The organism is Paenibacillus harenae DSM 16969 (assembly GCF_000422465.1).
Classification (GTDB): domain Bacteria; phylum Bacillota; class Bacilli; order Paenibacillales; family Paenibacillaceae; genus Pristimantibacillus; species Pristimantibacillus harenae.
In genome coordinates this window covers 1,389,980-1,404,040 of record NZ_KE383842.1, presented here as the reverse complement: position 1 = coordinate 1,404,040, position 14,061 = coordinate 1,389,980, and the positions used below count along the sequence as shown (strand labels likewise).

Below are 14,061 nucleotides of genomic sequence, written 5' to 3'. Positions count from 1 at the left end.
ATCGGCGTAGTTTATTGGGATATTACCGTTTAATCTCAAAACGAGATGAAACCCATATCAAAAAAGCCGTATTAATTATGAATGAAAATAAGGTAACAAGCGGGGAAAGATGCTACAATAATAAATGTTTGTGTACATATGACTGATTTCAGTCTGTGAAATGGAGGATTTCAACAATGAATATCCATGAGTATCAAGGGAAAGCGGTCCTTAAACAGTATGGCGTAGTCGTACCGGAAGGTAAAGTAGCCTTCTCCGTCGACGAAGCTGTTGAAGCCGCTAAGGAGCTCGGAACGAAGGTCGTTGTCGTGAAAGCGCAAATTCACGCAGGCGGACGCGGCAAAGCGGGCGGAGTTAAAGTAGCTAAAAATTTGGACGAGGTTCGCGCATATGCAAGCGAGATTCTCGGCAAAGTGCTGGTAACGCACCAAACGGGTCCTGAAGGCAAAGAAGTAAAACGCCTTCTGATCGAGCAAGGCTGCGATATTAAGAAGGAGTATTATATCGGCGTTGTTCTCGACCGCGGTACGGGCCGCGTCGTTATGATGGCTTCGGAAGAGGGCGGCACGGAGATCGAGGAAGTTGCCGAGCACTCCCCGGAGAAAATTTTTAAAGAAATCGTTGATCCGGCAGTCGGACTGCAAGCTTTCCAAGCCCGCAAATTGGCGTACTCGATTAACATTCCGGGCGAGCTTGTAAACAAAGCGGTAAAATTCATGATTTCGCTGTACACGGCTTTCGTAGAGAAGGATGCTTCGATTGCGGAAATTAACCCGCTCGTGGTGACCGGAGACGGACAGGTCATCGCGCTTGATGCAAAGCTGAACTTTGATTCCAACGCTTTGTATCGCCATAAAGATATCATCGAACTGCGCGATCTGGAAGAAGAAGATGCGAAGGAAATCGAAGCTTCCAAATTCGACCTCAGCTACATCGCTCTTGACGGCAACATCGGCTGTCTCGTTAACGGTGCAGGCCTTGCGATGGCGACGATGGATATTATCAAATACTACGGCGGCGACCCGGCTAACTTCCTTGATGTAGGGGGCGGTGCGACGGCGGAGAAGGTTACGGAAGCATTCAAAATCATTTTGTCCGATGAAAAGGTTAAAGGCATCTTCGTTAATATCTTCGGCGGCATAATGCGCTGCGATGTTATTGCTAACGGCGTTGTAGAAGCGGCGAAGCAGGTTGGACTTGACCGTCCGCTTGTCGTGCGTCTTGAAGGCACGAACGTGGACCTCGGCAAAACTATTTTGAAAGAATCGGGATTGAACATTGTGGCTGCGGATTCCATGGCGGACGGCGCGCAGAAGATTGTCGCTCTCGTGAAATAAGATAACTTGCTGTGCGGGACGCCCGCATACGAATTCATTCAGGGGATGTGAGTTAAGAGTGAGCATTTTGGTCAATAAAGATACAAAGGTCATTACGCAGGGCATTACCGGCGCTACTGGCTTGTTCCATACAAAAGGCGCTTTGGAATACGGTACGCAAATGGTTGGCGGCGTGACGCCGGGCAAAGGCGGCACTAACGTTGACATTACTCTTGATAACGGATCGCTTGTATCCCTTCCCGTTTTTAATACGGTTGCTCAAGCGGTAGCGGCTACAGGAGCTAACGCTTCAGTGATCTACGTACCGCCTGCTTTCGCGGCGGATGCGATTATGGAAGCGGTGGATGCCGAGCTTGATCTTGTTATTTGTATTACGGAAGGCATTCCGGTGCTCGACATGGTTAAAGTAAAACGTTACATGGACGGCAGCAAAACGACGTTGATCGGACCGAACTGCCCTGGCGTTATTACGCCTGGCGAGTGCAAGATCGGCATTATGCCGGGCTATATTCACACCCCGGGCCATGTCGGCGTTATCTCGCGCTCCGGAACATTGACTTATGAAGCGGTTCATCAGCTGACGACACGCGGCATCGGCCAATCGTCTGCAGTCGGTATCGGCGGCGATCCGGTTAAGGGCTCCGAGTTCATCGACATCCTGAGCCGTTTCAACGACGATCCGGATACTTATGCCGTTATTATGATCGGCGAAATCGGCGGTACGGCTGAGGAAGAAGCGGCTGAGTGGATCAAAGCGAACATGAAGAAGCCGGTTGTCGGCTTTATCGGCGGCGCAACGGCGCCTCCGGGCAAACGTATGGGCCATGCCGGCGCCATTATTTCCGGCGGCAAAGGTACGGCTGCCGAGAAAATCGCAACGCTTGAGGCATGCGGCATTAAAGTGGCTCCAACTCCTTCCGAAATGGGCTCTACGCTGGTAAGCGTGCTGGAAGAGCAGGACTTGCTTGCGAAATGCATCACGCATAAATAATAAAATTAACCTATACAAGGTAAGCAACCTTTCAATGACCCGGTTACGGGAATTGAGAGGTTGTTTTTTTTTTCTCTTTAGTCACAATTTATTCGGTTGACTTGCATTCTTATGCCGTGTAACGCACAATAGATAAGAATGCAGGCCAGCCCGATCCATGAAGGGGTTGGATAAAATGACAGCAATACATGATATTCGCAGACAAATGATCATCACCTTACATGAAACACCGGGCATTGGGTGGCATGCGATCCATAAAGCGTTAAATCATCAATTATGGCAGAAGTCATTTTGGAGTCTGGATGACTTGTTAGCGATTGGTTTGCGGCAAAACCAAGCCCAATCGATCGTCGGACGGAATACCGGACGTCCATGGATAGAGTCCGAGGGTTTATCTGAATCTGTAGGCAGGGTTAATGCGGTTGTATTAACGCCCTATGATCCTGAATACCCGCGGGCGCTGAGGGAGATTGCGCAGCCGCCGTGGGTACTTTATGCGCGTGGCAGACTGGAACTGCTGCAGCGCCCCGGTATCGCGGTAGTCGGTACAAGAGTGCCAACCGCGTATGGGAGGCATTCCGCAACCGAGCTTGTTCAGGAGCTGTCGGCCGCCGGCTTAACCGTCGTCAGCGGGCTGGCCCGGGGGATCGATAGTAAAGCGCATGAAGCCGCGCTGTTCGGCAAGGGAGGCACGATTGCCGTATTACCTACGCCGATCGATACCTGTTATCCGTCAGAAAATTTATCTTTGTTTCATAAAATAGCCGAGCATGGCTTGCTCATAACCGAGACGCCGATCGGAACGCCTCTGCATCCCGGACAATTCCCTCTTCGAAACCGAATCATTGCAGGCTTGACGATAGGCACCGTTGTTGTGGAAGGGGCAAAGCGCAGCGGTTCATTAATAACGGCGCAGCATGCGCTGGAAATGAACAGGGAGCTATTTGCCATTCCCGGTCCGATCTCATCCCCGAAGAGCGAGGGACCGAATGATCTGATTAAAAGAGGGGAAGCCAAGCTGATCAGCGGAGTAAGCGACATCATTGATGAGCTGAATTGGCTGCCGGCTGCTTTGGACGTTTACGCGGGAATGGATGCGGCGGGATCATCCGAACCGGCCAAAAACGAAGCTTTACTAACCGACGAAGAGAGAAAAATCATTGCTTTTTTACGCGATCAGCCCTTATCCATTAATGAGTTGCATGAGTTGTCAGCTATTCCGTTTGGACATTTGAACTCAGTTCTGCTAAATTTATGTATAAAACGAAAAATTGAACTGCAGCCTGGGTCGATATATATGGCATTATAGTTTGCAGTACAGAGAGGAGGCGCCCCACATGGCAGATTCATTAGTTATCGTCGAATCACCGGCCAAAGCGAAGACGATCGGTAAATATTTAGGCAGCAAATATATCGTTAAAGCTTCGATGGGCCATATTCGCGATTTGCCAAAAAGCCAGATCGGCGTCGAGGTTGAAAATGATTTTAATCCAAAATACATAACCATACGCGGCAAAGGCAGCGTCTTAAAGGAATTAAAGGATGCCAGCAAAAAAGTGAAACATGTCTTTCTCGCAGCCGATCCGGATCGCGAAGGCGAAGCAATTGCTTGGCATTTGGCGCATTATCTGGAACTGGACGAGAAGGACCCGTGCCGTGTTGTTTTTAACGAAATAACAAAGCAAGCGGTGAAGGATGCGTTTAAAACGCCCCGTAAAATAAACATGGATCTCGTAAATGCGCAGCAGGCCCGTCGTATTTTGGATCGGCTGGTCGGCTACAAGATCAGTCCGCTGCTATGGAAAAAAGTGAAGAAGGGTCTTTCGGCCGGACGCGTGCAATCCGTTGCTGTGAAGCTTATTATCGACCGCGATAATGAAATTGACGCTTTCGTGGCTGAAGAGTACTGGTCGATTACGGCTAAGCTGATACAATCGGGTATTCCTTTCGATGCAAAGTATTATTCCTTGAAAGGGGATAAACGTGAACTAGGCAAGGAAGCGGAAGTTCAAGAAGTGCTCCAAGCGATGAAGGACAACCAGTTCACCGTGTCTGAGGTAAAAGAGAAGGAACGTATGCGTCATCCTGCTCCGCCGTTCATTACAAGCTCCCTGCAGCAGGAGGCTGCCCGCAAGCTTGGTTTCAGGGCATCGAAGACCATGTCTGTGGCGCAGCAGCTGTATGAAGGCGTTGAGCTGGGCAAAGAGGGTACCGTTGGTTTGATTACCTATATGAGAACCGATTCGACCCGGATTTCGCCCGTTGCCCAAGAGGAAGCGAAAGAATATATAACGGACAAATACGGTGAGGCCTTCTTCCCGGAGCAGCCTCGCATTTATACGAAAAAGAACAGCAACGCCCAAGACGCGCATGAAGCGATCCGTCCCACGTCGATATTACGCGACCCGGAATCGATGAAGCCTTTCTTGAGCCGGGATCAGCACCGGTTGTATAAGCTGGTTTGGGAGCGTTTTGTCTCAAGTCAAATGCAATCGGCGGTTTTGGATACGATGACCGTAGACATGCAATCAGGTGATACCGTCTTTCGGGCTGCCGGCTCGAAAGTGAAGTTTGCCGGATTTATGAAGGTTTACGTGGAAGGCAATGATGACGGCACGGTGGAGGAGCATAAGTTTTTGCCGCCGCTGGTCGTTGGCGACGTTATTCAATCGGAATCGATTGAGCCGAAGCAGCATTTCACGCAGCCGCCTCCAAGATATTCGGAAGCAAGGCTTGTGAAGACGCTTGAGGAGCTGGGCATAGGACGGCCAAGTACGTATGCGCCAACGCTTGAGACGATTCAGAAACGCGGCTATGTGGCCATGGAAGAGAAGAAGTTTTTTCCGACGGAATTAGGCGAGCTAGTCATTCAGCTGATGGAGGAATTTTTCCCGGAAATTCTCGATGCCGAATTTACGGCGAATATGGAGGGCAATCTCGACCATGTAGAGGAAGGCACGGAGGACTGGGTCAAGGTGCTTTCCACTTTCTATGAATCGTTCGAGAAGCGTCTTGAGGTTGCCGAAGACGAGATGAAGGAAATCGAAATTCAGGATGAGGTTTCCGATGAGCTGTGCGAGAAGTGCGGACGTCACTTGGTGTTCAAGATGGGACGTTTCGGCAAGTTTCTGGCTTGTTCGGGCTTCCCCGATTGCCGGAATACGAAGCCGATCGTTAAGGACATCGGGGTGACTTGCCCGAAATGCGCAGAAGGAAAAATCATTGAGCGCCGCAGCAAAAAAGGACGTATCTTCTACGGCTGCGATCAATACCCGGGCTGCGATTACGTATCCTGGGACAAACCGACCAACAAGCCTTGTCCGCAATGCGAGACCAAGCTTGTTGAGAAGCGTAACCGAAGCGGCGTAAAGCTTCTGTGTCCTTCCTGTGATTACTCCGAAGAAGTGCCTGATGAGGAAGAACAAGACATCGAGAACGGATAGACAGAAACAGTAAAGAAATTACACACCAGTAACCTCCTTCTGCACAGGGAGGACTCGTTGTAAGTACAGCACGCTCAGCTTTACTGGCGCAGACGACCCTTCCAAACAAACCGGAAGGGTTTAGCCATTCCTGACGGTCGTAAATCGGAAGCCGGTATCATTGTTGTTCAATCATTGGAGAGGCTAATGAGGTTCGAGCTATAGCGCGCAGGATGATCCTAAATTGGATTTCTGCAGTAACTCTGTCATGAAATCCATATGATGGATGTCTATCCTGTATATCATACAGTGAAAAAAACCAATACAGACGAAAAAGTCCTGATTGAAGCCAATTCGCTGGATCAAATCCAATATAGCCGAGAAAATCGCTGAAAGTAACGATTTTGATAGGATGAAATCCACTAAAGATATCACTAAACGGTGCTAAGAAATCACAGAAGTATCTCTAAGGGCCAGAGCACCATGTCCCATACGTAACGAATGCCGTCATTAGCATTCGCCACTCGACCAACCCAGCACCGCTAACGTATCGGATATGGTAGTAAAGAAATCTCTGGCGCACCAAAAGTAAAGCGTGTCCCGCAGTGACGAGAGCGATATTAGCAAAAGTTGCTCATAGCCGTCTTGGGGCCGCCAACTTTTCTTAGAGACTGTTAATATAGGCTTCTCTGGCGCACCAAAAGTTAAGCGTGTCCCGATGGGACGAAAGCGATCATTAACAAAACGCAGCTTTCAACCGTCACATTCACGCCAACGTTAGTCCAATTGCGGGTGTCCAGAGGGTGCAACCCTTGGGGCCCTCCCTTGGAAGGGAGGGGTTGGGTGGGTTCGAAACGCTTTAAAGGCTTTGGGTAGAGGTTTGTCGATGTCTTTGAAGGTTTGGGTAGAAGCCTTTGAAGGTTCGGTAGAAGCCTTTTAAGGTTTGGTTTGAATAGATCTTGAAGGAAGCCTTTGAAGGCCGGGTAGAGACCCTCCAAGAGGGCTAGGGAGTATTTTAATCGAAAGGATTGACCCAACTTGTCACAAACGCAGAAAGTAACAGTCATCGGAGCAGGTCTTGCGGGAAGCGAGGCAGCATGGCAAATCGCTTCGCAAGGAGTGCCAGTCGTTTTATACGAAATGCGTCCGGCAACTAAAACGCCGGCTCATCACACGAACCAATTCGCTGAACTCGTATGCAGCAACAGCTTGCGCGCAAATGGTTTGACCAATGCTGTCGGCGTTTTAAAAGAAGAGATGCGCAGGCTGGATTCCCTTATATTGAGCTGCGCGGATCAGCACGCCGTACCGGCGGGCGGAGCGCTTGCCGTTGACCGCGATGGCTTCTCCGGCGAGGTAACGCGCAGGCTGCAGGAGCATCCGCTAGTGGAGGTGCGCAACGAGGAAGTGACGGAAATACCGTCTGAGGGCATCGTCGTCATTGCGACGGGCCCATTGACGGCCCCCGGTCTGTCCTCCCAAATTCGCGAATTGCTTGGCGAGGAATATTTTTATTTTTATGACGCTGCCGCGCCGATTGTTGAAAAAGACTCTATTGATATGAATAAAGTGTACTTGGCTTCAAGATATGATAAAGGCGAGGCCGCTTATTTGAACTGCCCGATGACGGAAGAGGAGTTCAATATTTTCCATGAAGCGCTTACGACCGCAGAGACGGCGGAGCTGAAGGAATTCGAGAAAGAAGTTTATTTTGAAGGATGTATGCCGATTGAGGTCATGGCGAGCCGTGGAAAGCAAACCGTGCTGTTTGGTCCAATGAAGCCGGTCGGGCTGGTTAATCCGCATACCGGCACGCTCCCTCATGCCGTCATTCAGCTTCGTCAGGATAATGCGGCAGGGACGCTTTATAATCTCGTCGGATTCCAGACCCATTTGAAATGGGGAGAGCAGAAGCGAGTATTCTCGCTTATCCCGGGTTTGGAAAATGCCGAATTCGTCCGCTATGGCGTTATGCATCGAAATACGTTCATTAACTCGCCCCGGCTGTTAAAGCCGACTTATCAGCTGAACAACCGAGAGTCGCTGTTTTTTGCCGGTCAAATGACCGGTGTCGAAGGTTACGTAGAGTCGGCGGCATCGGGCTTAATCGCCGGCATTAATGCCGCAAGACTCGCTCGCGGCCTGGAACCGGTCGTATTGCCGGAGCAAACGACGCTTGGCAGCATGGCGAACTATATTACAACGGCTGATTTTAAACATTTTCAACCGATGAATGCGAATTTCGGGCTGTTCCCTCCTCTCGAGAAGAGGATCCGCAATAAAAAAGAAAAGAATGAAATGATTGCGAATCGCGCTTTGGACGGCATCGAGCAATTTAAACGGGAACATTTGCGCTAGAAATCCGTAATGTACATATCCGTTTGATTTCCAAATCAATTTTAGAGGAGGCAAAGCGATGGAAATGCAATTTCACGCGACTACGATCTGCGCTGTCCGGCATGAAGGGAAGGGCGCAATTGCAGGGGATGGACAGGTAACTTTCGGGAACAGCATGGTGATGAAGCATCAAGCCAAGAAGGTCAGGAGACTGTATCGCGGACAAGTCATTGCCGGCTTTGCCGGTTCGGTTGCCGACGCGATTACTTTGTTCGAGAAGTTTGAAGCCAAGCTGGAGGAGCATCACGGCAATTTGCAGCGCTCGGCTGTTGAGCTAGCCAAGGATTGGCGCTCGGACCGCGTTCTTCGCAGGCTTGAGGCTATGATGCTAGTGATGGACCAAACCGGGCTGCTGCTCATATCCGGCAACGGCGAGATTATAGAGCCGGATGACGGGATTCTGGCCATAGGTTCAGGAGGCAGCTTCGCGCTGTCGGCAGCGAGGGCGCTCAAGCGTCATACAAAAGACATGGAAGCGAAGGACATCGCTCGTTCAGCTCTGGAGATTGCGTCGGAAATTTGCGTATTCACGAACAATAATATAATCGTAGAAGAAATCGTATAGATCTATTACAGCGTTTATCGTAACGAAACAGCTTCGAGCGGTCATATAGGACGAAACGAAATCGGAGGGATTTTATTATGGGAAATGATGCAATGACACCCCGTCAGATCGTAGCGGAACTCGATAAATATATTGTCGGACAAAAGCAAGCCAAACGTTCAGTCGCTATCGCGCTGCGCAATCGTTACCGCAGAAGCTTGCTTGATGAAGCTTTGCGCGATGAAATCGTTCCGAAAAATATTTTGATGATCGGACCGACGGGCGTCGGCAAAACGGAGATTGCCCGCCGTTTGGCGAAGCTTGTGAAAGCTCCATTCGTCAAGCTGGAGGCCACCAAGTTTACCGAAGTCGGTTATGTTGGCCGGGACGTCGAATCGATGGTTCGCGACTTGGTAGAAACGGCAATCCGAATGGTGAAGTCCGAACGGACGGAGAAGGTAAAGGATAAAGCGGAAAAGCTCGCGAATGAACGGATCGTAACCTTGCTCGCGCCTTCCGCCGCCAAAGCGAAGACGCAGAAAAATCCGTTCGAAATGCTGTTTGGGAACCAACAGCAAACGCAGGAGCCAACGCAGGACTCCGACGCTGATCAGGGGCTATCGCAAAGGAGAGCCCAGCTTAGGGAGCAATTGGCCGCCGGCAAGCTGGAGAACGAGGTCATCGAAATTGAAGTCGAAGATACGACTCCGAACGTAATGGATATGCTGTCAGGCCAAGGGCCTGAAGGAATGGGCATGAATATGCAGGAGCTGTTCGGACAGCTAATGCCGAAGAAGCCGAAGAAACGCAAGCTTCCGGTTAAGGAAGCGCGCAAAGCGCTCATCGCCGAAGAAGCGAATAAACTCATTGATATGGATGATGTCATTTCCGAATCGGTAATCCGCGCAGAGCAATCAGGCATTATTTTCATAGATGAGATTGATAAAATCGCGAGTCCGTCGCGCGGCACGGGGCCGGATGTGTCTCGAGAAGGCGTACAACGGGATATTCTGCCGATCGTTGAAGGCTCGACTGTCATGACAAAGTACGGCCCGGTCAAGACGGATTATGTTCTGTTCATAGCCGCAGGCGCCTTTCATGTGGCAAAGCCATCGGATCTCATACCGGAGCTGCAGGGCAGGTTCCCGATTCGCGTGGAGCTGACCAGCCTAAGCCTGGAGGACTTTGTCAGTATTTTAAAGGAACCCAAAAATGCGTTAACCAAGCAGTATTCTGCTCTCCTGGAGACGGAAGGCATTCAAATCGAATTCTCGGACGAGGCCGTTCGCGAGCTGGCATCAATTGCCGCAGATGTGAACCGGAATACGGAGAACATAGGTGCGCGCAGGCTGCATACGATATTAGAAAAGCTGCTGGAGGATTTATCATTCGAAGCGCCCGAGCTGTCTCTCGAAAAAATGCTGATTACTCCTGAATATGTGAGGGAAAAGCTGGAAACCATTGCACAAAATCGAGATTTGAGTCAATATATATTGTAGTTGTTAAGAGTTTTGGGAGGCATTGGAATGACTTTACTTACAAAGACAAGGACGCTCAACCGGTTGCTGCAGCGCGCTGCCGGCAAAGCGCTCAGCTTCAGGGAGATGGCGGAGGTGCTTTGCGCAACCATTCAGACGAATGTGTTTGTCGTCAGCCGGAAGGGGAAAATACTTGGATGCGCGGCTGTTAATGTGTATGACCATGATTTTATCCGCAACCTTACCGCCGATGAGCTAAGATTTCCCCAAGAGAGCAATGAACGATTCCTGGACACGCAGGAATCGATGACTAACGTGAAGCCTGACCCGGGGGTCTTCGAGTCCTTTCACAAACTTGGCGATCAGGAGATCATGACAGTCGTGCCTATTATCGGCGGCGGAGACCGTCTGGGTACGCTTGTGCTTACCCGTCTCTCAGGCGCATTCGATGATGATGATCTCGTTTTGGCCGAATACGGCTCAACGATTGTCGGGATGGAAATATTGCGAGAGCGTACGGAGGAAATCGAACAAGAGGTCCGCAGCCGTGCCGTCGTATCCGTTGCGGTCGGATCATTATCCTTCAGCGAGCTGGAAGCCGTCGAACACATCTTCGAAGAGCTGGAAGGAAAGGAAGGACTGCTTGTCGCTTCCAAAATCGCGGATAGAGTCGGGATTACCCGTTCGGTTATCGTCAATGCGCTGCGCAAGCTGGAGAGCGCGGGCGTGATCGAAACGAGGTCACTTGGGATGAAAGGCACATATATTAAAATACTAAATCATCAGCTGCTTCAGGAGCTGGATAAAATCAAATCCTGAATCAGGAGATTTTTGCAACTTTTGCCCTATCTTTATAAAAAGATAGGGCTTTTTTCTCATTGTAATAATTTAGGAAATTGTTGAATATTATCATGTCGGCAAAAATCGACACACAAATCTCATTTTTTTAATTTTTATTGTCGAATGCAGCAGGAATGAGAAAAAATCTGTTGAATACTAGAAAAAGAAAATCTCTAAGTGGAAAGTGGTGAAACTACGTGAATTTGTTGAATGGCGCTGCATTTACAAGAATGGAAGGTGCTCTGCAAGCAGCTGAAATGCGGCAACGCGTCATTTCTAACAATGTGGCTAACGCTGATACGCCGCATTTCAAAAGGTCAGAGGTTTTGTTTGAAGAACTGTTGGAGCAAGCGATTGGTAATAATCAGCTAGGTCAATTGACTGGTAAAAGAACGAATTCGAAGCATATCGTAATCGGAAACAGTTCAAGGACAGCATTATTACCTGAGCCTAAAGTCATAACCGATGATGCGACATCAATGAGCAATAGCCAAAACAATGTCGACATCGATCGAGAAATGTCTTTATTGGCCAAAAACCAGTTAAGCTATAATCTTTATGTCCAGCAAATAAATCATGACGTTAGAATGATGCGCACAGCAATTGAAGGGAGAGCTTAACAGTGAAATTGTCAACAGGGTTTGATATAAGCGCTTCTGCTTTAACTGCACAGCGTCTTCGGATGGATGTGATTTCATCCAATATAGCCAATGCTGAAACGACCCGCGGTAGCTTCGTTAACGGACAATTCCAGCCTTACAAGCGGAAGGTAGTCGTTATGGAGCCGATGCGGCAGTCGTTTTCGAATGTGCTCTCAAAGGAGCTTGGCAGCGATTCTGCAGCGCAAGGCGTTAAGGTCACGAAAATTAAAGAGGACCACTCCCCGAATAAGCTTGTTTATAACCCTACGCACCCCGATGCGGACGCAAACGGCTATGTCAATATGCCCAACGTCGACGTGACGAAGGAAATGGTTGACATGATTGCGGCATCCCGTTCTTACGAAGCGAACGTAACAGCACTGAATGCAACGAAAGCCTTATTCGTTAAAGCGTTGGAAATTGGCAGATAATTGCATGAAGATAAATCGCATAATGTATTGGAGTGATTTTGGTGATACAGTCGTTATCGCTCGGTCAAGTTCAACCGGCCAAGCTAATCGAATCGAAACCGATTCAGCAGTCTACGCCTGCTGAATTAACACAATCTTTTGGACAGTTTTTACAGACCGCCATCGACAACGTCAATGCCCAAGAAAAAAGCGTACATAAGCTAAACGATCAATATTTAGTCGGCCAAGTGGATGTCACGAAGGTTCTGATTGCCTCGGAGCAAGCACAGTTAAGCTTGCAGCTTACCTCGCAGATCCGCAATAAAGTGGTTGAAGCATATCAGGAAATGATGCGGATGCAAGTTTAATCATACGTTTGGCCTAGCATAGTATTTGGGTGAGGTGACAATGTGAGCGAGAAATTCGCCCAGTATCGAGAGAGGCTTGCTTCGTTTTGGAGCCAGATGGGCAGAAAACAAAAAATATGGCTGGGGGCATCCATTGCTGGACTTCTGTTAGCGGTTATTTTGTTGACAATCGTATTTACAAGAACGGAATACGAAATTGCTTTTCAAAATTTAGATACGACAGATGCGGCAGCCATTATGAATTATTTGGATGGCAGCGGAATTCCTTACGAGCTCAGCAATAATGGGAAGAGCATTTCGGTGCCGAGCGCCGTTGCTTCCCGAATAAAAGTAGATGTCGGTTCGCAAGGGCTTGTGCAGAACGGTTCGATTGGATTTGAAGCATTCAATTCCAGTTCCTCCACATTCGGCACTACGGAGAACGAATTTAATGTCAAATACTTGAATGCTTTGAACGGCGAGGTTCAACAGCTTCTAAATGCCATGCAGGGTGTGGATAGTTCAAAGGTATTGATTAATTTGCCCGAAGAAAGCGTGTTCCTTTCACCGGAAGATGCGCAAACGGCTTCCGCTTCGATTATGATACAGTTCACTGCGGGTTATCGTCCGAGTCAAAAGGAAATTGACGGGTATTACAACCTCGTAAAGACGGCGGTTCCGAAATTAGCCGTACAGGATATTACGATTTCCAGTCCGCAAGGCGAATTGATGTTCTCCGAAACGGATGGCGCAGCGATTGGAAGTACGGACGCCGTTGAGGCACAGTTCCAAATTCAGAGAAAATATGAAGCGGAGCTCAAGAAAAATATTCAGCAGTTTCTAGGGACGATCGTCGGGCCGGAAAATTTGGTCGTCCAGGTTTCCAGCACGATGAACTTCGACAAGAAACAGACAGAGGAAATGCTGGTTAAACCGCTGGAGGATAACAATAACAACGGGATTATTATTAGCGAGCAGATTAACAACAGCGCATCAACGGGTACTTCCGGACTGGCTGGCGGCGTGGCAGGAACAGGCGAGACGGATGTGCCGGGTTACGAATCAGCAGCGCAAGGCGGAAATTCCTCGGAATCCAATGAACAAATTCGCAACTATGAAGTGAACCGGATCAACAACAGTATTATATCCGGGCCGTTTGTTCTAAAGGATCTTACTATTAGTATCGGCATCGAGCAGTCGGAATTAAGCGATGAAGCAAGCAGAACGGCAGTTATGACTTATTTGACTTCTCTTGTTCGTGCTCAGCTTGCAGATTCGGGTCAAAACGTGAACGACGATACGCTGATGGGCAAGAAGGTAGCGCTCATCGCTCGAGAATTTTCAGGCAGCGCTTCATCGGATCAGCCGGCCGGTCTATCGATGCCGTGGATCATTGGCATTGGAGCGGCGGCTTTGGCCGTAATCGGCGGTCTAGTCATCATGCTTGTCCGCAAACGCAAGAAGGCGGAAGATGAAGAGATGGAATTGGCTCAGCCCGCTAAGGTTGAATTCCCGTCTATTGATTTGGAAAGTATCAGCAATGACAGTCAAGCTCGCAAAAATCTTGAAACTCTTGCCAAACGGAAGCCGGATGAATTCGTTAATCTTCTTCGCACATGGCTTGTTGACGAATAGAGGTGGTTCAATTGTCCAA

At 49.1% G+C, this 14,061-nt stretch carries 12 protein-coding genes; all 12 read left to right on the top strand.

Annotated features, from left to right (window positions below; all coding sequences use genetic code 11):
• Positions 1-176: 176 nt before the first annotated feature.
• The 12 genes from sucC to fliF all read left to right on the top strand — a co-directional run bounded on the left by sucC (position 177) and on the right by fliF (position 14,042).
• Positions 177-1,337, top strand: coding sequence for an ADP-forming succinate--CoA ligase subunit beta (gene sucC / locus H581_RS0116905; protein WP_028611052.1), 1,161 nt, complete (start codon positions 177-179; stop codon positions 1,335-1,337).
• A gap of 58 nt (positions 1,338-1,395) precedes the next feature.
• Positions 1,396-2,328 carry a succinate--CoA ligase subunit alpha gene (gene sucD, locus H581_RS0116900; RefSeq protein WP_028611051.1) on the top strand — a complete coding sequence of 311 codons (933 nt, stop codon included), beginning with the start codon at positions 1,396-1,398 and terminating at the stop codon, positions 2,326-2,328.
• A gap of 175 nt (positions 2,329-2,503) precedes the next feature.
• Positions 2,504-3,637, top strand: coding sequence for a DNA-processing protein DprA (gene dprA / locus H581_RS0116895; protein ID WP_028611050.1), 1,134 nt, complete (start codon positions 2,504-2,506; stop codon positions 3,635-3,637).
• 28 nt (positions 3,638-3,665) lie between these two features.
• Positions 3,666-5,771, top strand: coding sequence for a type I DNA topoisomerase (topA, locus tag H581_RS0116890; protein WP_028611049.1), 2,106 nt, complete (start codon positions 3,666-3,668; stop codon positions 5,769-5,771).
• Between the two features lie 1,017 nt (positions 5,772-6,788).
• A complete protein-coding gene (trmFO, locus tag H581_RS0116885) occupies positions 6,789-8,108 on the top strand; it encodes an FADH(2)-oxidizing methylenetetrahydrofolate--tRNA-(uracil(54)-C(5))-methyltransferase TrmFO (RefSeq protein ID WP_028611048.1) in 1,320 nt (439 codons plus the stop codon).
• A 58-nt stretch (positions 8,109-8,166) separates the two neighbouring features.
• Positions 8,167-8,712 carry an ATP-dependent protease subunit HslV gene (hslV, locus tag H581_RS0116880; protein ID WP_028611047.1) on the top strand — a complete coding sequence of 182 codons (546 nt, stop codon included), beginning with the start codon at positions 8,167-8,169 and terminating at the stop codon, positions 8,710-8,712.
• A gap of 77 nt (positions 8,713-8,789) precedes the next feature.
• Positions 8,790-10,190 (top strand): ATP-dependent protease ATPase subunit HslU, encoded by a 1,401-nt coding sequence (gene hslU, locus H581_RS0116875; protein WP_028611046.1) that lies wholly within the window; start codon positions 8,790-8,792, stop codon positions 10,188-10,190.
• A 27-nt stretch (positions 10,191-10,217) separates the two neighbouring features.
• Positions 10,218-10,988: a GTP-sensing pleiotropic transcriptional regulator CodY gene (codY, locus tag H581_RS0116870; protein WP_028611045.1), complete on the top strand. Its 771-nt coding sequence runs from the start codon at positions 10,218-10,220 to the stop codon at positions 10,986-10,988.
• Positions 10,989-11,206: 218 nt separating this feature from the next.
• Positions 11,207-11,629 (top strand): flagellar basal body rod protein FlgB, encoded by a 423-nt coding sequence (gene flgB, locus H581_RS0116865; RefSeq protein WP_028611044.1) that lies wholly within the window; start codon positions 11,207-11,209, stop codon positions 11,627-11,629.
• Positions 11,630-11,631: 2 nt separating this feature from the next.
• On the top strand, positions 11,632-12,081 hold the full coding sequence (gene flgC, locus H581_RS0116860; RefSeq protein ID WP_028611043.1) for a flagellar basal body rod protein FlgC: 450 nt from the start codon (positions 11,632-11,634) through the stop codon (positions 12,079-12,081).
• Positions 12,082-12,122: 41 nt separating this feature from the next.
• Positions 12,123-12,428, top strand: a complete 306-nt coding sequence (gene fliE, locus H581_RS0116855) for a flagellar hook-basal body complex protein FliE (RefSeq protein ID WP_028611042.1) — start codon at positions 12,123-12,125, stop codon at positions 12,426-12,428.
• A 42-nt stretch (positions 12,429-12,470) separates the two neighbouring features.
• Positions 12,471-14,042 (top strand): flagellar basal-body MS-ring/collar protein FliF, encoded by a 1,572-nt coding sequence (fliF, locus tag H581_RS0116850; RefSeq protein WP_028611041.1) that lies wholly within the window; start codon positions 12,471-12,473, stop codon positions 14,040-14,042.
• Positions 14,043-14,061: the final 19 nt, after the last annotated feature.